This is a genomic window from Geodermatophilus sp. SYSU D00814 (assembly GCF_054050055.1).
The window spans coordinates 25811-46798 of the sequence record NZ_JBJGYP010000001.1; the positions used below are offsets into that span (position 1 = coordinate 25811).

Consider the following 20988-nt stretch of genomic DNA (forward strand, 5'->3'; position numbering starts at 1 on the left):
CCCGGCCGTCGCCGTGCGCAGACCTGTTCCGCCCCCTGCCCCGTCCGTGCATCATGGCCCGGCTCCGCGCCGCCCCCGGTGGCGCGGACCGGCCCACGGGCACCCGCTCCCGGGTGCCGGCACCCCGGCAGAGAAGGAACACCAGCTCAGATGAGGCATGTCCTGCGCCGCGTCGTCGTCGCGGCAGCGGCGGGCAGCGTGCTGCTCACCGGCTGCACGAGCACCGTCTCCGGCACCGCGTCGCGCGGCCCGGACGTGCCGGTCGACGTCACCTCCGCGGACTTCCCGATCACCGGCGTCGCCGACACCGAGGCCGACCGGCTCGCGCGCAACGCCCTCGCCGACCTGGACACCTTCTGGTCGCAGGCCTACCCCGAGTACTTCGGCGAGGAGTACCAGCCGATCACCGGCGGCTACTTCTCCGTCGACTCGACGAACATCGACGAGTCGGCCTACCCCGACACCGGGATCGGCTGCGCCCGTGCGCCCGAGGACCCCGAGGGCGTGGCCAACAACGCCCACTACGACCCCAACTGCGACGTCGTGGCCTACGACCGCGCGCTGCTGCAGCAGCTCAGCGACGCGTACGGCCCCTACCTCGGCCCGGCGGTCATGGCCCACGAGATCGGCCACGCGATGCAGGGCCGGTTCGGCTTCGCCGACTCGACGATCGTCGTCGAGACCCAGGCCGACTGCCTGGCCGGCGCCTTCACCCGCTGGGTGATCGACGGCAACGCCGACCACGTCGCGCTGCGCGCCGCCGAGCTCGACCAGGTCGTCCTCGGGGTCATCGGGCTGCGCGACCCGGTCGGCACCGACCCCGACGACCAGCGGGCGCACGGCTCCGGCTTCGACCGGATGTCGGCCTTCTACGCCGGCTACGAGGGCGGCGTGGGCTCCTGCCGCGACGACTTCACCGAGGACCGGCTGTTCACCGCCACCGAGTTCACGACGCAGGACGACCTCGACAACGCCGGCAACCTGCCCGCCGACGAGATCGGCGACCTGGTCGCCTCCACCCTGCCGGCGTTCTACCAGTCGGTGTTCCCGGGCCTGGGCGCGCAGTTCACCGAGCCGGCGATCGAGACCTTCGAGGGCGACGCCCCCGACTGCGGCGACATGGGCGCGGAGAACCGCGACCTGGGCTACTGCGAGGCCGACGACACCGTCTACCTCGACGCCGAGCTGCTCGGGTCGGCCTACGACGACATCGGCGACTTCGGCGTCGCCGCGGCGATCTCCGTCGCCTACGCCCAGGCGGCGCGCGCCCAGCTGGACCTGCCCATCGACGACGCCGCGGCGATCTCCTCCGCGGTGTGCCTGACCGGCTGGTACACCGCCCGGTTCTGGACCGGCGACTTCGACCAGCTCGGCAGCCTCTCCCCCGGCGACGTCGACGAGGCGGCCATCTTCCTGCTCACCTACGGGCAGGAGGACGGCGTCTTCCCGAACACCGAGCTGTCGGGCTTCGAGATGGTCGACGCCTTCCGCAACGGCTTCCTCAACGGCGGCGCCGGCTGCGACATCGGCTTCTGAGCCCGCACGACGGCGCCCGTGCCCTGGTCAGGGCGCGGGCGCCGTCGGCGTTCGGAGCGCGCCCGCCCGGGTAGGAGCGGCTCCGATGAGCCACACCGCGCCAGCCCGGGGCGCCCTCGCCGCGCTGCTGACCCTCGGCGTCCTCGTGACGTCGGCGTGCTCGTTCGTCGTCGTCGGCACCCCCCGCTCCCAGGGGATGCCCACCCAGTCGGTCGACGACGGGACGCTGCGGATCGTCGGCGCCACCGACGGGCCGATCGACACCCTCGCCCGCAACGCGCTGGCCGACCTGCAGACCTTCTGGTCGGAGAGCTTCCCCGACGTGTACGGGCAGCAGTTCCCGCCGCTGACCGGCGGCTACTTCAGCGTCGATCCCGACGACGTCGACCCCTCGCTCTACCCCGACGGCATCGGCTGCGGCACCGACCCGCGCGAGCTGGAGAACAACGCCTTCTACTGCTCCTCGCAGGAGGCGCCCAACTCCGACTCGATCAGCTACGACCGGGCCTTCCTCGGCGAGCTCGCCGCGCGCTACGGCGAGGTGCTGCCCCAGCTGGTGATGGCGCACGAGTACGGCCACGCCGTCCAGGCCCGCGTCGGCTACCCGCAGACCTCGATCGCCACCGAGACGCAGGCCGACTGCATGGCCGGGGCGTGGACGGCGTGGGTCACCGCCGGCGACGCCGAGTTCTCCTCGATCGACACCGACGACCTCGACCAGCTGCTGCGCGGCTACTTCCTGCTGCGCGACCCGGTGGGCACCGGCACCGGCGAGCAGCAGGCGCACGGCTCCTACTTCGACCGCGTCTCGGCCTTCCAGGAGGGCTTCGACGACGGCGCCACGGCCTGCCGGGACGACTTCGGCCCCGACCGGGTCTTCACCCAGGGCGAGTTCACCAGCGACCGGGACTTCGCCACCGGCGGCAACGCCTCCTTCCCCGACACCCTGAGCCTCATCGAGACCTCGCTGCCGGAGTTCTGGAGCCGCGCGTTCACCGAGGTGCTCGACGCGCAGTTCACCGAGCCGCAGCTGGAGGGCACCACGAGTCCGCCGGGCTGCGCCCCCGCCGACGTCGCGCTGGTCTTCTGCCCCGACGGCGGGGACGGCGACGGGCTGGTGGCCTACGACGAGCGGTTCGCCGACCAGGTCTACGAGCTCGGCGACTTCGCCGTCGTCACCGGGGTGGCGATCCCCTACGCGCTGGCCGCCCGCGACCAGCTGGGCCTGTCCACCGACGACACCGCGGCACTGCAGTCGGCCGTGTGCCTGACCGGCTGGTACTCCGCGCAGGTCTACAACAACCAGCTGCAGAGCGTGCGGATCTCCCCCGGCGACATCGACGAGAGCGTGCAGTTCCTGCTCGAGTACGGCAACGACCCGGACGTGCTCGCCGACGTCGAGCTGACCGGCTTCCAGCTGGTCGACCTGTTCCGCGCCGGTTTCCTCAACGGCGCGGGGTCCTGCGACGTCGGGGTCTGATGCGGCCTAGTAGAGCGCGGCCATGAGCTGGCGGCGGGCGGCGACGACCCGCGGGTCCTCGGGCCCGACCACGTCGAACAGCTCGACCAGGTGCTGGCGGGCGCGGTCGCGGTCGTCACCGGCGGTCCGGCGGACGACGTCGACCAGGCGGGTGAACGCGCCCTCGACGTCGCCGGTGCCGAGCTGGAAGTCCGCGGCGCGGGTCTGCGCCTCGACGTCGTCGGGGGCGGCGTCGGCGGCGGCGACGGCACCGGGGCCGGCGGCCTCGGCGCGGCGGATCAGCCGGACCTGGCGCAGCGCCAGCCCCGCGACCGGGTGGTCGGGCTCGGTCTCGAGGATCGCGGCGTAGGCGGCCTCGGCGGCCTCGAGGTCACCGCGGTCGAGGGCGGCCTCGGCGGCGTCGAGCCGGGGGTCGTCCATCCCCTCGTCCTCGGCGTCGGGACCGGCCCCGGGGACCGCGCCGCCGGTGGTGGCGCGGACCAGCTCGGTGACGAACTGGCGGGCCTGCTCCTCGGGGATGGCGCCGGTGAACTCCGCGACGAGCTGGCCCTGCCAGACGGCCTTGACCGCCGGGATGCCCTGCACGCGCAGGCCCTGGGCCAGTGCGGGGTTGGCGTCGACGTCGACCTTGGCCAGCACCCACGAGCCGCCGCCCTCGGCGGCCAGCCGCTCGAGCACCGGGGAGAGCTGCTTGCAGGGGCCGCACCACTCGGCCCACAGGTCGAGCACGACCGGCACCTGGAAGGAGCGGTCGAGGACCTCGGTCTGGAAGGTGGCCTCGGTGACGTCGACGACCGCCGAGCCCGGTGCGCCGGCCGGGGCGGCGGCGCTCGGCGGCGGAGCGGCCTGGGCGCGCGCGGCGGCCTCCGAGCGCGCCTTGACGGCGGCGAGGTCGACCGCGCCGGCGAGGGAGGCGGCCAGCTGCGCCTGCTGGGCCTGCGCGCGCGGGTCGGGGCGTCCGGGACGGGTGGGCTGCATGCCCCCATGATCCCACCGGCGGGCGGGCGCGGTGTCAGCCCTCGGCGGACGGCGCCGGATCGACGTCCGCGACGTCGCCGGCGCCCAGCCGCACCCGCCGCAGCAGCGCGAAGAGCGTCTCCTGCTCGGCGTCGGGCAGGTCGCCGAGACCGAAGTCGAGCGCGGTGAGCTGTGCGGTGGCCGTCTCGACCACCGCGCGGCCGCGGTCGGTGATGCCGGCGAGGACGCCGCGCCCGTCGGCGGGGTTGGGCCGCCGGTCGACGTAGCCGGCTGCGACCAGCCGGTCGATGGCGTTGGTGACGCTGGTCGGGTGCACCATCAGCCGGCTGCCGATGACCTTGAGCGGCAGCTGCCCGGTGCGGCTGAAGGTCAGCAGCACCAGCACCTCGTAGCGGGCGAAGGTCAGCCCGTGCGGGCGGAGCACCTCGTCGAAGCGGGCGAGCAGGATCTGCTGCACCCGGAACACCGACGTCGCGGCGCGCATCGCCGACGCCGGGCCGAAGCGCTGCTCCCAGGTCTCCCCGGCCCGCTCGATCGGGTCGAACGGCAGCCCCAGCGCCCGGACCATGCGCCCGACGCTACCTGCCCCCGCGCGCGGCCTGTGTCCGCACCGACCGGTCACCCGCCGGGGCCACCACGGGTCCCCGACCACGTCAGCCGACCACTCGCTGCTGAGCGGCCAGCGCCGCGGCGATCCGGGCGACGAGGCGGGCCGGACGGCGCAGGTCCTCGGCCGTGACGAACAGGACCCGCCACCCCGCCTCGGTCAGCCGGTTGAGCCGGCGCCGGTCGGCCACGAACTGCGCCGGGTCGCCGTGCCAGCGGCCGTCGTACTCGACCGCGAGCCGGTGTCCGGGCCAGGCGAGGTCGACACGAGCCACGAAGCCGCGGTCGTCGCGGACGGTGAACTGCGCGACGGGCCGCGGCAGCCCCGACCGGTGCACCAGCAGGCGCAGGCGGGTCTCCTGCGGCGAACCGGCCAGGCCGTCGGCGAGCGCCGCCGCCGCCCGGACCTGCCGGCACCCGCGACCGGTCGCCGTCGCGGCGGCGTGGCGGATGGTCGCGAGGTCGACGACGCCCGCCGCGACGAACCGGTCGAGCGCGACGACCGCCTCCTCGAACGGACCGGAGGCGGCCACGGCGACAGCCGTCGCCGCAGCGGTGGTGACCGCCACGCCGGACCGGCGGGTGACCTGGTCCCCGGTCAGCGCGGCCCGGCGGACCCGGATCCCCGGCACCCGGACGCGGCACCGGTCGGGCGGGACGGTGAGCTCGACGTCATCGGCCGGTCCGGCCAGGTCCGGTCCCCACAGCACCGCCGCGCTCCTGCCGCTGACGACGGCGCCCGGCACCACGAGGACCGCCGCGGCCCGGGCCCGGAGCCGGTGCGTGAGGTCGACCGTGGTGCAGGCGTAGACGTCGCGGAAGACCCGGCGCCAGGCCGGTCCGCGCAGTTCGTTCTCCGTGAGCAGTCCGGCCGAGACGACGCTGGACCCGCGGAAGACACGGCCGCGCAGCTCCGGCGGTCGGCGGGGTGGCCTGGGCACCGGCGCAGCCTGCCCGGAAGCGGCCGCGTGCCGCCGCGGGCGTCCACAGGCCGCACCGAGTGGTCAGCAGCAGTGGTCACCCCCGGTGGGAGACCACGGCTGGTGACCACTCGGCGGGACAGGCGGGTGGCGAGCCTCAGGCGGCGGGGCGGAGGCGGGGCACCCCGCGGACGCCGAACACCTCCCGCAGCGCCACCTGCGCGGCGTTGTCCCCGCAGGCGCCGTGCACCGCCGGCCCGGGCGGGGTGGCCGACGAGGCGAGGAAGACCCCCGGCACCGGCGTCTTGTAGGTGTTCCACCGCGGCACCGGGCGGAAGAGCATCTGCCGCAGGGTCGCCTGGCCGTTGGAGATGTCCCCGCCGAGGTACATCGGGTTCCACGCCTCCATCTGGACGGCGTTCTTCGTGGCGCGCTCGACCACGGTGTCCTTGAACCCCGGCGCGAAGCGCTCGATCTGGTCCTCGATGGCCGCGGTCATGTCCACCTCGGAGCCGTGCGGGACGTGCACGTAGGCCCAGAAGACGTGGCCGCCGGCGGGGGCGCGGGTCGGGTCGGGCACGGTCGGCTGGACGGCGAGCACGTACGGGCGGTCGGTGGTCCGCCCCTGGTTGGGGGCCCGCTCGCCGGCGATCGTCTCCTCCAGCGTCCCGGCGACGTGCAGGGTGCCGGCCCGCCGGACGTCGGGGTGGGTCCACGGCACCGGGTCGGACAGGATCCAGTCGATCTTGAAGACGCCGGCGCCGTGGCGGTAGCGCCGCACCCACCGCCGGTAGCCCTCGTTGACCCGGTCGCCGGCCATCGAGACGAACGCCTCCGGCGTGGTGTCGAGCAGCACCGCCGGGACGCCGTCGAACTCCCGCAGGTCGGTGACCAGGTGCCCGGTGACCACCTCGCCGCCCTGCTGCTCCAGCGCGGTGACCATGGCGCCGGCGAGGTTCTGCGACCCACCCTCGACGAGCGGCCAGCCGACGTGGTGGCCGAGCATGGTCAGCAGCATCCCGAGTGCGGAGGTCAGCGGCTGGCTCAGGTCGAGCATGCCGTGGGCCGCGGCACCGCCGAGCAGCGCCCGGGCCTCCTCGGTCTCGAAGTACCGGCGCGCCAGCCAGCTCACGTTCGGCAGCCCGTTGAGCCCGAAGTGCACGATCTGCGGCACGCTGCGGGTGGGCGGGCGGCGCAGCCGGCTGTTGAGGAAGTAGTCGACGACGTCCTGGCCGTGCTCGACGAGCGGCTCGAACAGCCGCCGGTAGGACGCCCCGTCGCGGCCCAGCCCGTCCGCGGTCTCCTCGAGCGAGCGGTACGCGACCGCCGCGCGGCCGCCGTCGAGCGGGTGGGCGTAGTTGACCTCCGGCTGCACCAGCCGCACGCCGCGGCTGGGCAGGTCGAACTCGCGGAAGAACGGCGACGCCGCGGCCATCGGCTGCACGATCGAGCAGACGTCGTGCCGGTAGCCCGGCCGCATGAGCTCCTCGGTGCGCATCCCGCCGCCGGGCCGGTCCGCCGCCTCGACCACCTGCACCCGCAGCCCGGCCGCCGCCAGCCGCAGCGCCGCGGCCAGCCCGTTGGGCCCGGACCCGACGACGACGGCGTCCGGCTTCCCGTTCATCGGCAGACCCCGTTCACCCGGTCAGTCTGCCCGCGGGGGCTCAGAGCTGCGCGAGGAGCCGGTCGGCGGCGCGGTAGGGGTCGGTCTCCCCCGCCACCACCGCCTCCGCGAGCGCGGCCAGCGCCGCCGACCCGCGCACCTCGCCGATCCGCTCCCGCAGCCCGGTCAGCGCCATCGCCTCGATCTCCCGGGCGGCCCGCTCGGTGCGGCGGCGGGCGCCCTCCCCCGAGTCGGCGAGCCACCGGCGGTGCGCCTCGACCTCGTCGAGCAGCCGGTCCACGCCGTCGCCGCGCGAGGCCACCGTGCGCACGATCGGCGGCCGCCAGGCGCCGGGCCGGGTGTGCCGCCCGCCCAGGGACTGCGCGTAGCGCAGGTCGCGCACCGTCGCGTCCGCGCCGTCGCGGTCGGCCTTGTTGACGACGAACACGTCGGCGATCTCGAGGATCCCGGCCTTGGCCGCCTGGATGCCGTCGCCCATCCCGGGCGCGACGAGGACCAGCGTGGTGTCGGCCAGCGCGGCGACCTCCAGCTCGGACTGCCCGACGCCGACGGTCTCGACCAGGACGACGTCGCAGCCGGCCACGTCGAGCACCCGCAGCGCCTGCGGCGTCGCCCACGCCAGCCCGCCGAGGTGCCCGCGGGAGGCCATCGACCGGATGAAGACACCGGGGTCGCCGGCGTGGTCCTGCATGCGCACCCGGTCGCCGAGCAGCGCCCCGCCGGAGAAGGGCGAGGACGGGTCGACGGCGAGCACGCCGACCCGCCGCCCGGCGGCCCGCAGCGCGCGCACCAGCGCCGTCGTCGTCGTGGACTTCCCGACGCCGGGCGCGCCGGTGAGCCCCAGCACCTGGGCCGAGCCGGTGTGCGGGGTCAGCGCGGCGGCGACGTCGCGCAGCGCGGGGCCGGCGTCCTCGACCAGCGAGATCAGCCGGGCGACCGCGCGGGCCTCGCCGTCGCGGGCGCGGGCGACCAGGTCGGGGACGTCGACCGCGCGCCGGCCCCGCCTCCCACGCGGGGAGGCGGGGCCGGGCGTCGCGACGGCCGCGCCCGCCAGGACGTGGCCGTCGGGCGTCACGCGGGAGCGGGCACGTGCAGGATCAGCGCGTCGCCCTGCCCGCCACCGCCGCACAGCGCGGCGGCACCGACGCCGCCACCGCGGCGGCGCAGCTCCAGCGCGACGTCGAGCACGATCCGGGCGCCGCTCATGCCGATCGGGTGGCCCAGGGCGATGGCCCCGCCGTTGGGGTTGACCTTCTCCGGGTCGAGGCCGAGCTCGCGCGTGGAGACCAGGGCGACGGCGGCGAAGGCCTCGTTGAACTCGACCAGGTCGAGGTCCTCGGGGGCGATGCCCTCCCGCTCGCAGGCCCGCCGGACCGCGCGCGCGGGCTGGCTCTGCAGGGTCGCGTCGGGCCCGGCGACGACGCCGTGGGCACCGATCTCGGCGATCGGGGTGATGCCCAGCTCCGCGGCCTTCTCCGCGCTCATGACCACGACCGCGCAGGCGCCGTCGGAGATCTGCGAGGCGGTTCCGGCGGTGATGGTGCCGTCCTTGGCGAAGGCCGGCTTGAGCCGCGCGAGGGTCTCGACCGTGGTGTCGGCGCGGACGCCCTCGTCGTCGCGGAACTCGATCGGGTCGCCCTTGCGCTGCGGGACGAGCACCGGGGTGATCGCCTCGTCGAAGATCCCGTTCTTGCCCGCGCGGGCGGCCTTCTGGTGACTCTCCGCGGCGAAGGCGTCCTGCTCCTCGCGGGTCAGGCGGTAGCGGTCGTTGGCCTGCTCGGTCAGCGCGCCCATGGCGACCTGGTCGAAGGTGTCGGTCAGCCCGTCGTGGGCCATGGCGTCGACGAGCCGGGCGTCGCCGTACCTGGTACCGGTGCGGCCGCTGGGCAGCAGGTGCGGCGCCTGCGTCATCGACTCCTGCCCACCGGCGACGACGACGTCGAACTCGCCGGCGCGGATGAGCTGGTCGGCCAGCGCGATGGCGCTCAGGCCGGACAGGCAGACCTTGTTCACGGTGATCGCCGGGACGGTCATCGGGATGCCGGCGGCGACCGCGGCGGGGCGGGCGGGGTTCTGCCCGGCGCCGGCCTGCAGCACCTGGCCCATGATCACGTACTCGACCTGGTCCCCGCCGATGCCCGCCCGCTCGAGGGCCGCCTTGATCGCGACGCCGCCGAGGTCGGCCGCGGAGAAGTCCTTGAGCGAGCCGAGCAGCCGGCCCATCGGGGTCCGGGCGCCGCTGACGATCACCGAGCGGGACATGCTGCCTCCTGGAGCGCGCCGCCGACGCTGGCGGCGACGGGTCGGGTCGCGCCCGCGGGGATCGCAGGGCGGTGACAGGGCCTGCGGCGAGGATAGATCGATTCTCCAACCGGGGCGACGGCCCGGCCGGGCCCGCCCGGGGAGGCAGCCCGGCGACGTGATGCGCACCACACCCGTGAGTCGTCTCAGACGTCTTGCGCCATCATGGCCCGATGACCGGTCTGCCCGCCGAGCTGTTCACCACCGTCGACCACGTCGGCATCGCCGTCCCGGACCTGGACGAGGCGATCGCCTTCTACACGCGGACCTTCGGCGTGCGCTCGGTGCACGAGGAGACCAACGAGGAGCAGGGCGTCCGCGAGGCGATGCTCGCCGTCGGCGACGGCGAGACCCGCATCCAGCTGCTCGCGCCCCTCACGCCCGAGTCGACGATCGCGAGGTTCATCGGCCGCTCCGGCCCCGGCCTGCAGCAGCTGGCCTTCCGGGTCGACGACGTCGAGGCGGCCGCGGCCACGCTGCGCGAACGCGGCCTGCGGCTGCTCTACGACACCCCGAGGCGGGGGACGTCGGGCAGCCGCGTCAACTTCGTGCACCCCAAGGACGCCGGCGGCGTGCTCGTGGAACTCGTCGAGCCCGCCCGCCCCGCCTCCTGAACGCCGGCGGTTACCGGTCGGTAACCTGCCGCCGCACCACCCGTACCGCAGCACCGCCCTCCGAGCCGACCAAGACCCGGGAGTGATCCGTGGACGCGATCAGGGACGCCATCCTCGCCGACCAGCTGGCCGACATCGGCGGGCTGCCGGTACCGGAGTCCTACCGGGCGGTCGTCGTCCGCAAGGACGAGCAGGAGATGTTCGCGGGGATGCCGACGAAGGAGAAGGACCCCCGCAAGTCGCTGCACGTCGAGGAGGTCCCCACCCCGGAGCTGGGCCCGGGCGAGGCGATCGTGGCCGTGATGGCGTCGTCGGTGAACTACAACACCGTCTGGACGTCGATCTTCGAGCCGGTCTCCACCTTCGGGTTCCTCGAGCGCTACGGCCGGCAGAACCCGCTGACCAAGCGGCACGACCTGCCCTACCACGTCGTCGGCTCCGACCTGGCCGGCGTCGTCCTGCGCGTGGGCCCGGGGGTGAACAAGTGGCGGCCCGGCGACGAGGTGGTCGCCCACTGCCTGTCGGTGGAGCTGGAGGACCCGGCCGGCCACGACGACACGATGCTCGACCCGCAGCAGCGGATCTGGGGCTTCGAGACCAACTTCGGCGGCCTGGCCGAGCTGGCACTGGTCAAGAGCAACCAGCTCATGCCCAAGCCGGCGCACCTGTCCTGGGAGGAGGCCGCCGCGCCCGGGCTGGTCAACTCCACCGCCTACCGGCAGCTGGTGTCCCGCAACGGCGCGGGCATGAAGCAGGGCGACGTCGTCCTGATCTGGGGGGCGTCGGGCGGCCTGGGGTCCTACGCCACCCAGATGGCCCTCAACGGCGGCGCCATCCCCGTCTGCGTCGTCTCCAGCCCCGAGAAGGCCGACATCGTGCGCTCGCTGGGCGCCGAGCTGGTGATCGACCGCACGGCGGAGGGGTACCGGTTCTGGAAGGACGAGCAGACCCAGGACCCGAAGGAGTGGCAGCGGTTCGGCAAGCGGATCCGCGAGCTGACCGGCGGGGACGACGTCGACATCGTCTTCGAGCACCCCGGGCGGGAGACCTTCGGCGCCAGCGTCTACGTGGCCAAGAAGGGCGGCACGATCGTCACCTGCGCCTCCACCAGCGGGTACATGCACTCCTACGACAACCGCTACCTGTGGATGAACCTCAAGCGGATCGTCGGCTCGCACTTCGCCAACTACAAGGAGGCGTGGGAGGCCAACCGGCTCATCGACAAGGGCCTGGTGCACCCCACCCTGTCGCGGACCTACGCGATGGCCGACGTCGGCCAGGCCGCCTACGACGTCCACCACAACCTGCACCAGGGCAAGGTCGGCGTGCTGACCCTCGCCCCGGAGGAGGGCCTCGGGGTCAAGGACGCGCAGAAGCGCGAGCGGCACCTGTCCGCGATCAACCGCTTCCGGGGCGTGTGATCCCCGCGGCGGCCCGGCCGGGTGGACCGGCCGGGCCGCCGCGGGGACCGCGGGGAGCCGACCGCGCGGTCCGCCGGACACGCTGACGACACTCCCGGACTCTGCGAGGATGGCCGCATGACCGATCCCCGCCGCGACCTGCTGCCGATGCGCGAGGCCCAGCACTCGTTCGACGTGGTGCTGCGGGGCTACGACCGCCACCAGGTCGCCGAGACCATCGAGCGCCTCGAGGCCGACATCCGGGTCGCCCTCGCCGACCGGGACGCCGCCGTCGGCCGCGCGGGCGACCTCGCCGGCCAGCTGTCGGCGATGCACGGGGAGATCGAGCAGCTGCGCCGCAAGGCGGCCACCTCCGGGCCGGCCACCTTCGAGAACATGAGCGAGCGCATCTCGCACATGCTCCGGCTGGCCGAGGAGGAGGCCGCCGACATCCGCGGCGCCGCCGAGCAGGAGGCGCGCGCGCTGCGCGAGCAGACCGCCGCCGAGGAGCGGGCGATGCTCGAGCGGCACGCCGCCGGCCAGGCCGAGGTGGAGCGGATGCTCGCCGAGGCCCGCCAGAACGCCGAGCAGATCGCCACCAAGGCGCAGATCCGCGCCGACGAGCTCGTCGCCAAGGCCCAGGAGAAGGTGGCCCGCCTCGAGGCGGAGTCCCAGGCCCGCCGCACCAAGGCGGAGGAGGACTTCGAGATCGCCCAGCGCGCCCGCCGGATGGAGGCCGCCCGCATCGAGGAGGAGCGCGAGCGCGCCTCGGTGCAGGCCGCGCAGGACCGGGTCGCCGCGGCCGAGGCGCACGCGGCCCGCGTCGTCGGGGAGGCCGAGGCCTCGGCCGCCGCCATCCGCCGGATCCGCGACGAGCTGACCGGCCGGCTCGTCGAGGCGCGCCGGGTGCTCGGCGCCCTGCCCGACCTGGCCGACCGGCCGCAGCCGCGTCCGGCGGCCCCGCAGCCGGGCCAGGGGGGCCAGCAGGGCCAGCCACAGCAGGGTCAGCCGCAGCAGGGTCATGCTCCCCAGCAGAGCCAGGCCCAGCCGGGCCAGCCTCCCCAGCAGAGCCAGCCGCCGCGGCCCGGGGCGACCCAGGAGGTGCGGCTGCCGCGCCGGGAGCCCGTGGGGCCGCAGACCGCCGTCCAGCCGGTCGCCGGGCCGCAGACGGGGATGCAGCCCGCGGTGGGTCCGCAGACCGCCGTGCAGCCCGGCGTCGGGGTCCCCGGCGGCGGCCAGCAGGGCGCACCCCACCCGCCGTCGCACGCCCGCACCGTCGAGACGCCGGCCGCCGGTGCCGGGGAGGCCGCGGCCGCCCGTCAGCCCACCCGCGCGCCGTCCACCCAGCCGGCCGCGCAGCAGCCGGACTCCACCTCCCCGGAACGCACCCAGGCCATCCGCCCGGTCCACACCAGCGGCCAGGACGACGGACGGCACGCCGGCGGGTCCACCCGCGTCCCCGAGGGCGAGCGCCCGGCCGGGCAGGAGCAGCGCCCGGCGGACCCGCCGACGCTGGTGCAGCCCGCGGCCGGGCAGCAGGACACCGGCGGGCAGCCGGCCGTCCCCGGGCGCCGCTGACACCCACGGCACACCGCGCGCGCGGGCCGCGCCGCGGCACGGTAGGCAGGACGCGTGCCTGACGCCGCCGGACCGGAGAGCCCCGGTCCGGCGGGCGGACCGCGCCACGCCGACCCCGACGGCACGCCGGCACCGGCGCTCCCCCGCCTCGGGCACCGCGCCCGGCACCGCGACCGGTCCACCCGGCTGCGTCCACTCCTCCGCGGCGCGCTCCTGGCGCTGGCCGCACTCGTCGTCGCCGCCGCGCTGGTCCCCCGGCTGGCCGGCGCCCCCGCCGACGGGCCGGGGACCACCGCTCCTGCACCCGCCGCCGGGGAGCCCGGCACGCCGGCCGCGTGGCTGCCCGCCGCCCTGCCGCCGACGACCGACCTGGCCGCTCCCGACGCCGTCCGCGAGGAGCTGTCCGCCGCCGGCGTCCCGCCCGACCGGCTGCGCTCCGCCGAGGCCGGCGTCGCGTCCGGCAGCCTGCTCGCCGTGACCGGTGCGGCTCCGCCGGGCTCGCGCGTGGTCGCGCGCTTCGACCGGCCGGGCGGTGGCGAGCTCCTCGTGGTCGACCCGCGACCGGGCGAGCCGACCGCCGAGCAGCTCGAGCGGCGCCGGTCGCTGGCCGAGGCGCTGCTGGCCAACCCGACCACCGTCGCCGACCCGGAGGCCGCCGAGGTCCTGCGGTCGGGCGAGGTCGACCTGCGGCTGCTCAGCCTGCTGGCCGCGCTCGCCGCCCGGGAGGGCGTCGGCGTCGCCGCCTTCCCGGTCCTCCCCGGCGAGGAGGACGCCACCACGCCGGCCCGCCGGGTGCTGGTCGACGCCGTCGGGGGCGCCGCGGTCCCCGACGACCCGGCCGCCACCGACCGGCTGCGGGCCTGGCTGGCGGCCCAGCGACCGCCGTTCCGGCCCGACGACGTCCAGGTGACCGACGACGGCGTGCTGGTCTCCTACCGCTACGCCCCGGACCCCGACGCCCTGGTCGCCGACGCCACCCGGTGACCGACCCCGGCGTGCGCGCCCGCGGGCGAGCGGGTAGACGTGGGACGTCCCGGCCGCGGTGCGGACCCCGCCGGCCGGGTCTCGATACGGGGGAGGCACGAGTGACGAGGACCGGTCGCGTCCTGATCGTGGCGGCACTGACCGCCGCGCTGGCCGGGCTGCCGCTGTCCGCGGCGGGCGCGGAGGAGGGTGGCCGGCTGCGGCTGGCGCACCTGTCCCCCGACACACCGGCGGTCGACGTCTACGTCGACTCGGTCGCCGACCCCGCCGCCGGTCAGGTGTTCAGCGCGGTCGGCTATGGCACGGTGTCGGACTACCAGACCGTGCCGGCCGGCACCTACGCGATCAGCATGCGCGCCGCGGGCGCGGCGCCGGACGCGCCTCCGGTGCTGTCGACGACGGTCGAGGTGACCGACGGCACCGCCCGCACGGTGGCCGGCGTCGGACCGTTCGCCGAGGTCGGGCTCGAGGTCCTCGAGGACGACCTGACGCCCCCGGCGGCCGGGGCATCGCGGCTGCGGGTGGTCGCGGCCGCGTCGACGGCGCCCACCCTCGACGTCGCGGTGGCCGGCGGGCAGCAGGTGGCCGACGACGTCGCCTTCGCCGACACCACCGGCTACGTCGACGTCCCCGCCGGGACGACGAGCCTCACCGTGACCCCCGGCGGCGGGCAGGCCACGGACCTGCCGGTCGAGACGGCCGCGGGCTCGGTCTACAGCGTGCTGGTGCTCGACCGGCCCGGCGGCGGCCTGACCGTGCGGGCCGTGCTCGACGCCGCCGGCCCCGCCGTCGTCCCGAGCGGCGGCGTGGAGGCCGGTGCCGGCGGCACCGCACCCGCCGAGGGCCCGTCGCTGCCGGTGGTGCTGACCGCCGCGGGTGGGGCGCTGGCGGCCGGCGCGGGACTCCTCGCGGCGACCCGGCGACGCGCGGCCGCCCGGCCGGGGCACGCCGCCGTCCGGGGCCGGTGACCGCGCCGGCCCGCCACCGGGCACCCCGGCGCGGGTCCCGGTACCGGACCCGCCACCGGAGCGCGGCGGTCCTGCCGGGCGTGGTCGTGGCCGTGCTGGCGCTCGTCGCCGGCGCGGTCTGGCTGCTCGTCCCGGGGTCGCCGCCCCCCGCCCGGGCGACGTCGGCCCCGGCGTCCGTGCCCGGCCCGGTGGTGCTCGCCGCGGAGCCGGCGGCCGGCGGCGCGGTACCCCTGCGGGTGCGGGTGCCGGCCGCCGGCGTGGACAGCACCCTGGTCGAGCTGGGCCTGGACGCCGCGGGCGCCCTCGCGGCGCCGGCCGACCCGGCCGTGGCCGGGTGGTACGCCGCCGGCCCGGCCCCGGGCGACGTCGGCCCCGCGGTGCTGGCCGGGCACGTCGACTCGGCGCGGGGACCGGCGGTCTTCGCGCGGCTGGCCGGGCTCGCCGACGGCGACGAGGTGCTCGTCGACCGCTCCGACGGCACCACCGCGCGCTTCACCGTGACCGCCGTCGAGCGGCACCCCAAGGGCGCGTTCCCGACCGGGCGGGTCTACGGGCCGACACCGGACGCCCAGCTGCGGCTGGTCACCTGCGGCGGCGACTTCGACCGCACGGCGCGCAGCTACGAGGACAACGTCGTCGTCTTCGCGCGGCTGGCTCAGTAACGGCGGTCGCGGGCGCGCCAGCAGGCGCGGTGCCAGTGCCGGCGCAGGTCGGCCGCCGAGTCGGTGTCCCAGGGGTCGAGGTCGGAGTCGCGGGCGTAGGCCGGCCACGTCACCAGGTGCGGCGTCCCGGGCCGGATCTCCTGGTCGCACCCGGGGCAGCGGTAGGGCTTGGTGCTGGCCGCGCCGGTCAGCGACCGCACGACCCAGTCGCCGTCGCCGGCCTCCTCGACCTGCTCGGGGCGAGCGGACGGCGGAGGGCGGCTCCCCGGCCGCCCCCCGCCGGCCCGTCGTCCCCGCCGGGCCACTCAGCGGCCGGAGTAGTCCCGGAACCCGCGGCCGGTCTTGCGGCCCAGGTACCCGGCGGTGACCAGGTGCTCGAGCAGCGGCGCCGGGGCGAAGCCGGGCTCGCGGAACTCGGTGTAGAGCTCCCGCTCGATCGCCAGCGCCACGTCGAGGCCGACGACGTCGAGCAGCTCGAAGGGCCCCATCGGGTAGCCGCAGCCGACCTTCATCGCGGCGTCGATGTCGTCGGCGGTCGCGTAGTGCGCCTCGAGCATCTTCACCGCGTCGTTGAGGTAGGGGAACAGCAGGGCGTTGACGACGAACCCGGCGCGGTCGGCGCAGGAGACCGCGTGCTTGCCCAGCTGCGCGCAGACCGCGTGGGCGGTGGCCGCGACATCCGGGGCGGTGGCGATGGTGCTGACCACCTCGACCAGCTTCATCACCGGCGCGGGGTTGAAGAAGTGCAGCCCCACGACGTCGGCCGGGCGCTCGCTGGCCTTGGCGCACTCGATCACCGGCAGGCTGGAGGTGGTGGTCGCGAGGACCGCGCCGGGCTTGGCGATCTCACCGAGCGCGGCGAACAGCGCCTGCTTGACCGCCAGCGACTCGACGACGGCCTCGATCACCAGGTCGCGGTCGGCGAGGTCGTCCAGCGACGTCGTCCCGCGGACCCGGCCGAGCACCGCGTCGCGGGCGTCCTCGTCGAGGCGGCCGCGGGCGACCTGCTTGTCCAGCGAGCGCCGCAGCGCCGTCAGCACCGCCTCGACCTTCTCCGGCGAGCGGGCCTGCACCAGCACGTCGAAGCCGCCCTTGGCGACGACCTCGACGATGCCGGTGGCCATCGTCCCCGAGCCGACGACGCCGACGGTCGAGACCGGGCGGGCGCCCGCGGTGACGCTGCCCGCCGACGGCGTCCGCTCGTCGGGGACGACCTCGGCCGAGCCCGGGGCGGCGTAGGTGTAGAAGCCGCGCCCGGACTTCCGGCCCAGCAGGCCGGCGGTCATCATCTGCTTGATCACCGGGCTGGGGGCGTGCAGCCGGTCGCGCGACTGCTTGTACATCGTGTCGAGGATCTCGTAGGCGGTGTCGATGCCGATGAGGTCCATGAGCGCCAGCGGGCCCATCGGCAGGCCGCAGCCCAGCCGCATCGCCGCGTCGATGTCCTCGCGGCTGGCGTAGCGGTGCTCGTACATGGCGACCGCGTGGTTGAGGTAGCCGAACAGCAGCGCGTTGGCGATGAAGCCGGCCTTGTCGCCGATGGTGACGTCGACCTTGCCGAGCCGGGTGGCCAGCGCCTCGACGTCCTCGACGACCGCCGGCTCGGTGACGACCGTGCGCACGACCTCGACCAGCTTCATGACCGGCGCGGGGTTGAAGAAGTGCATCCCGATGACCTTGCTCGGCCGGCCGGTGGCCACCGACAGCTCGGTCACCGACAGGCTGGAGGTGTTGGTCGCCAGGATCGTGTCCGGCGGGCAGATCTTGTCCAGCTTGCCGAACAGGTCGGTCTTGAGCTCCATCCGCTCCGGGACGGCCTCGACCACGAGCTCGGCGGTGGAGAGGTCCTCCAGCGAGGTGGTGAACCGGATCCGCCCGACGATGGCGTCACGCTCGGCGGGCTCCAGCTTGCCGCGGGCGACGGCCTTGCCGGTGGACTGGTCGACGTGGGCACGGCCGCGGTCGAGCGCCTGCTCGTCGATCTCGACGGCGGTCACCGACAGGCCCGCGCGGGCCATGACCTCGGCGATGCCCGCCCCCATGGTGCCCAGGCCCACCACGCCGACCTCGGTCAGTTCTCTGGCCACGCTGCCATCCCTCCACGACGGATCGTCGGCGAGCAGTCTCTCACTCCGCCGGCCCGCCCCGGTCCCGCGAGGGGGAGGCAGGGCCGGGCCCTCCCTCAGAAGAGCCGCTGGGTGGGGTCGTCGGTGCCCTTGAGGACGGCGTAGTCGACGGTCACGCAGTCGATGCCGCGGTCGTGGGCGAGCACCCGCGCCTGCGGCTTGATCTCCTGCGCGGCGAAGACGCCCTTGACCGGCGCGAGCAGCGGGTCGCGGTTGAGCAGCTCGAGGTAGCGGGTCAGCTGCTCGACGCCGTCGATCTCGCCGCGCCGCTTGACCTCCACCGCCACGGTCGCGCCGTCGGCGTCGCGGCACAACAGGTCGACCGGGCCGATCGCCGTCGGGTACTCGCGGCGGACCAGCTGCCAGCCGGTCCCGAAGGTCTCCACGTGCAGCGCCAGCAGACGCTGCAGCTCCGCCTCGACGCCGTCCTTCTGCAGGCCCGGGTCCACGCCCAGCTCGTGGGAGGAGTCGTGCTCCACCGACTCGATGGTGATGACCAGCTGCTCACCGCTCTTGTTGGTGACCGTCCAGGTCCCCGCCCCGTCGACCAGCTCGTCCTTCAGGGTGCAGGGCGGCGTCATCCAGTTGAGCGGCTTGTAGGCGCGGTCGTCGGCGTGCACCGACACCGAGCCGTCGGCCTTGACCAGCAGCAGCCGGGGGGCCATGGGGAGGTGGGCGGTGAGCCGCCCGATGTAGTCGACCGAGCAGCGGGCGATGACCAGGCGCACGGGCGCCGACGGTACCGGTCCGGTCACGACGGGAACCGCCGAGCCGGGCCGGGCGTGGCAGGTCCGTGACGACGACGACGGCGGTGCGCGCGGCGTCCGTGCTGGCCGGAGCGCTCCTCCTGGGCGCCTGCGCGGGAGGCGGCGGGGACGCCGCCGCGCCGTCGTCACCGGCCCCGCTGCCCGCCGGCCTGGTGCTGCAGGTGGCGCTCACCGGCGGGTTCACCACGCCGGAGGAGCTGGCGACCCGGCTGCCGCTGGTGAGCGTCTACGGCGACGGCCGCGTGCTCACCCAGGGCGCGCAGATCGCGATCTGGCCGGCGCCGGCGCTGCCCCACGTGCAGGTGACCCGGGTCGACGACGCCACCGTCCGCGACCTGGTCGATCAGGCGGTCGAGGCGGGCGTGACCGGGACCGGTGACCTCGGCTCGCCGCCGCTGGCCGACGCGGCCGCCACCCGCTTCACCCTCGTGACCGCCGAGGGCAGGGCGGAGCGGGAGGTGTACGCGCTGGCCGAGACGCCCGACGACAGCGTGACCCCCGAGCAGGCCGAGGCCCGCGGGCGGCTGCGCGACCTGGTCGACGAGCTGACCGCCCTGGCCGCCGGACCGGCGGAGCCCTACGAGCCGCAGACGGTCGCCGCCGTCGTGCAGCCCTACACCGGCGACCCGGAGCCGCCGCAGCCCGAGGCCGCCTGGCCCGGCCCCGAGCTGCCCGGTACCCCGCTGGGCGCCGGGCTCGGCTGCGTGAGCGCGACCGGGCAGCGGGCCGCCGACCTGCTCGCCGCGGCGGCGTCGGCGAGCGTGCTCACCCCGTGGGTGACCGCCGACGGCAGCCGCTGGTCGGTGGCGTTCCGGCCGGTGCTGCCGCACGAGTCCGGCTGCGCCGACCTGGGCGGCTGAGTCAATCGGTCCAGACCGGCGGGCGCTTCTCGAGGAACGAGCGCATGCCCTCGCGGGCGCCGTCGATCTGGCTGGCCGCGGCCATGACCTCGATCGCGGTGGCGTAGGCGTCGCGCTCGGGCCGGTCGAGCTGGGCGTACATCGTCTGCTTGCCCCACGCCTTGCTCGCCCTCGAGCCGCGGACCGCGCGGGCCAGCAGGTCGTCGACGGCGGCGTCGAGCCCGTCGTCGGGCACCACCCGGTTGACCAGGCCCCAGTCCAGCGCGGTCGCGGCGTCGATCACGTCCCCGGTGAGCGCCATCTCCATCGCCCGCTTGCGGCCGACGTTGCGGGCGATGGCGACCATCGGCGTGTGGCAGAACCAGCCGCCCTTGCCGCCCGGCGCGGCGAAGCCGGCCGACTCCGCGGCGACGGCGAGGTCGCAGGAGGCGACGAGCTGGCAGCCGGCGGCGGTGGCCAGCGCGTGCACCCGGGCGACGACGACCTGCGGCACCTGCTCGAGCGTCTGCACGAGCTCGGTGCACAGCGCCAGCAGGCTGCGCACCTCGGGCAGCGGCGCGTCGAGGACGTCGCGGAAGTCGTGGCCGGCGCTGAACACCGGCCCCTCGGCGCCGAGCACGATCCCGGCCGCGTCGCTCCCCCCCACCTCCGTCACCGCGGCGAGCAGCTGCTGCAGGTGGTCGCGGGACAGCGCGTTGCGCCGCTGCGGCCGGCACATGGTGAGGCGGACGACGTCGCCGTCCCGCTCGACGCGGGGCGCACCCTCGGCAGTCATGTGAGCGACCTCACCACGAGCGGCTCGCCCTCGGCAACGGCGCTGGGGAGGCTGGGAGCCGTGCAGCCCGAGCCGGTCACCGACACCGCGCCCCGCGCCGCCGGGCGGACGCTGTTCACCCAGGGCTGGCGCGACGTGGCCTTCGTGCACTGGGCGGTCGACCCCGCCGTCGTCGCGCCGCTGCTGCCGCCGGGCACGCGCCCCGACGTGCACGCGGGGTCGACCTGGGTCGGCCTGGTGCCCTTCCGGATGCGCCGCATCGGCGTGCTCGGCTCCCCCGGGCTGCCGTGGGTCGGGTCGTTCCTGGAGACCAACGTGCGGCTGTACTCGGTCGACGACCGGGGCCGCCGCGGCGTGGTCTTCCGGTCCCTCGACGCCGACCGGCTGCTGCCCGTCCTCGTCGCCCGCGCCGCCGGGCTGCCCTACCTGTGGTCGCGCATGCGGTTCGCCCGCCACGGGGACCGGCTGAGCTACTCCTCCCGCCGGCGCTGGCCCGGTCCCCGCGGGGCCGGCGGGCGGATCGAGCTGCGGGTGGGCGAGCGGCTGGCCGACCCCGGCCCGCTCGAGCGCTTCCTCACCGGCCGCTGGGGCCTGCACCAGACCGTGCTCGGCCGCACCCGCTACTGGCCCAACGAGCACCCCGCCTGGCCGCTGCACCGCGCCGAGCTGCTGACCTGCGACGTCGACCTGCTCGCCGCGGCCGGCCTGCCCGGCGTCGGCGGACCGCCCGACAGCGTGCTGTTCTCCCCCGGCGTCGACGTCCGCTTCGGCCCGCGCCTGCGCTGACGCGGACACGGCAGGATCGGCGC

General features: G+C 75.9%; 20 protein-coding genes. 10 read left to right on the forward strand and 10 right to left on the reverse strand.

Annotation, left to right across the window (positions count from 1 at the left end):
• Positions 1 to 150: 150 nt before the first annotated feature.
• Positions 151 to 1536: a neutral zinc metallopeptidase gene (locus ACI780_RS00090; protein ID WP_457000330.1), complete on the forward strand. Its 1386-nt coding sequence runs from the start codon at positions 151 to 153 to the stop codon at positions 1534 to 1536.
• An 85-nt stretch (positions 1537 to 1621) separates the two neighbouring features.
• Positions 1622 to 3016, forward strand: a complete 1395-nt coding sequence (locus ACI780_RS00095; RefSeq protein ID WP_457000331.1) for a neutral zinc metallopeptidase — start codon at positions 1622 to 1624, stop codon at positions 3014 to 3016.
• Between the two features lie 6 nt (positions 3017 to 3022).
• On the opposite strand, the gene ACI780_RS00100 is transcribed toward ACI780_RS00095, so the two are convergent.
• From ACI780_RS00100 to ACI780_RS00125, 6 genes are all read right to left on the reverse strand, one after another.
• On the reverse strand, positions 3023 to 3994 hold the full coding sequence (locus tag ACI780_RS00100; protein ID WP_456871003.1) for a tetratricopeptide repeat protein: 972 nt from the start codon (positions 3992 to 3994) through the stop codon (positions 3023 to 3025).
• 34 nt (positions 3995 to 4028) lie between these two features.
• Positions 4029 to 4562, reverse strand: a complete 534-nt coding sequence (locus tag ACI780_RS00105) for a MarR family winged helix-turn-helix transcriptional regulator (RefSeq protein WP_456871002.1) — start codon at positions 4560 to 4562, stop codon at positions 4029 to 4031.
• 85 nt (positions 4563 to 4647) lie between these two features.
• Positions 4648 to 5541 (reverse strand): endonuclease domain-containing protein, encoded by an 894-nt coding sequence (locus ACI780_RS00110; protein ID WP_457000333.1) that lies wholly within the window; start codon positions 5539 to 5541, stop codon positions 4648 to 4650.
• Between the two features lie 136 nt (positions 5542 to 5677).
• Positions 5678 to 7144: a phytoene desaturase family protein gene (locus tag ACI780_RS00115; RefSeq protein WP_457000335.1), complete on the reverse strand. Its 1467-nt coding sequence runs from the start codon at positions 7142 to 7144 to the stop codon at positions 5678 to 5680.
• A 40-nt stretch (positions 7145 to 7184) separates the two neighbouring features.
• A complete protein-coding gene (meaB, locus tag ACI780_RS00120) occupies positions 7185 to 8219 on the reverse strand; it encodes a methylmalonyl Co-A mutase-associated GTPase MeaB (protein ID WP_457000337.1) in 1035 nt (344 codons plus the stop codon).
• Positions 8216 to 9406: an acetyl-CoA C-acetyltransferase gene (locus ACI780_RS00125; RefSeq protein WP_457000339.1), complete on the reverse strand. Its 1191-nt coding sequence runs from the start codon at positions 9404 to 9406 to the stop codon at positions 8216 to 8218. Before ACI780_RS00125 ends, meaB begins: the two co-directional genes overlap by 4 nt.
• A 212-nt stretch (positions 9407 to 9618) precedes the next feature.
• On the opposite strand from ACI780_RS00125, the gene mce reads away from it, so the two are divergent.
• From mce to ACI780_RS00155, 6 genes are all read left to right on the forward strand, one after another.
• Entirely contained in the window at positions 9619 to 10059 is a 441-nt protein-coding gene (gene mce / locus ACI780_RS00130) for a methylmalonyl-CoA epimerase (protein WP_457000340.1), read from the forward strand.
• 89 nt (positions 10060 to 10148) lie between these two features.
• Complete coding sequence (gene ccrA, locus ACI780_RS00135) at positions 10149 to 11480, forward strand: crotonyl-CoA carboxylase/reductase (protein WP_457000341.1); 1332 nt, start codon at positions 10149 to 10151, stop codon at positions 11478 to 11480.
• A gap of 117 nt (positions 11481 to 11597) precedes the next feature.
• Complete coding sequence (locus ACI780_RS00140; protein ID WP_457000342.1) at positions 11598 to 13037, forward strand: hypothetical protein; 1440 nt, start codon at positions 11598 to 11600, stop codon at positions 13035 to 13037.
• Positions 13038 to 13091: 54 nt separating this feature from the next.
• Complete coding sequence (locus tag ACI780_RS00145; RefSeq protein WP_457000343.1) at positions 13092 to 14021, forward strand: hypothetical protein; 930 nt, start codon at positions 13092 to 13094, stop codon at positions 14019 to 14021.
• A gap of 101 nt (positions 14022 to 14122) precedes the next feature.
• Positions 14123 to 14989 carry a DUF4397 domain-containing protein gene (locus tag ACI780_RS00150; protein WP_457000344.1) on the forward strand — a complete coding sequence of 289 codons (867 nt, stop codon included), beginning with the start codon at positions 14123 to 14125 and terminating at the stop codon, positions 14987 to 14989.
• 80 nt (positions 14990 to 15069) lie between these two features.
• Positions 15070 to 15651, forward strand: coding sequence for a class F sortase (locus ACI780_RS00155; protein ID WP_457000345.1), 582 nt, complete (start codon positions 15070 to 15072; stop codon positions 15649 to 15651).
• Here the strand turns inward: ACI780_RS00155 and ACI780_RS00160 are convergent.
• From ACI780_RS00160 to nucS, 3 genes are all read right to left on the reverse strand, one after another.
• Complete coding sequence (locus ACI780_RS00160) at positions 15645 to 15851, reverse strand: hypothetical protein (protein ID WP_457000346.1); 207 nt, start codon at positions 15849 to 15851, stop codon at positions 15645 to 15647. The two genes, ACI780_RS00155 and ACI780_RS00160, sit on opposite strands and share 7 nt — an antisense overlap.
• Before the next feature lie 105 nt (positions 15852 to 15956).
• A complete protein-coding gene (locus tag ACI780_RS00165) occupies positions 15957 to 17738 on the reverse strand; it encodes a 3-hydroxyacyl-CoA dehydrogenase family protein (protein WP_457000347.1) in 1782 nt (593 codons plus the stop codon).
• A 95-nt stretch (positions 17739 to 17833) separates the two neighbouring features.
• On the reverse strand, positions 17834 to 18505 hold the full coding sequence (gene nucS / locus ACI780_RS00170) for an endonuclease NucS (protein ID WP_457000348.1): 672 nt from the start codon (positions 18503 to 18505) through the stop codon (positions 17834 to 17836).
• Between the two features lie 65 nt (positions 18506 to 18570).
• Between nucS and ACI780_RS00175 the strand changes: the two genes are divergently transcribed.
• Positions 18571 to 19404, forward strand: a complete 834-nt coding sequence (locus ACI780_RS00175; protein WP_457000349.1) for a hypothetical protein — start codon at positions 18571 to 18573, stop codon at positions 19402 to 19404.
• A gap of 1 nt (position 19405) precedes the next feature.
• On the opposite strand, the gene ACI780_RS00180 is transcribed toward ACI780_RS00175, so the two are convergent.
• Positions 19406 to 20179 carry an enoyl-CoA hydratase-related protein gene (locus ACI780_RS00180; RefSeq protein ID WP_457000350.1) on the reverse strand — a complete coding sequence of 258 codons (774 nt, stop codon included), beginning with the start codon at positions 20177 to 20179 and terminating at the stop codon, positions 19406 to 19408.
• 60 nt (positions 20180 to 20239) lie between these two features.
• Between ACI780_RS00180 and ACI780_RS00185 the strand changes: the two genes are divergently transcribed.
• Complete coding sequence (locus tag ACI780_RS00185; RefSeq protein WP_456870986.1) at positions 20240 to 20965, forward strand: YqjF family protein; 726 nt, start codon at positions 20240 to 20242, stop codon at positions 20963 to 20965.
• The last annotated feature ends 23 nt before the right edge of the window (positions 20966 to 20988 follow it).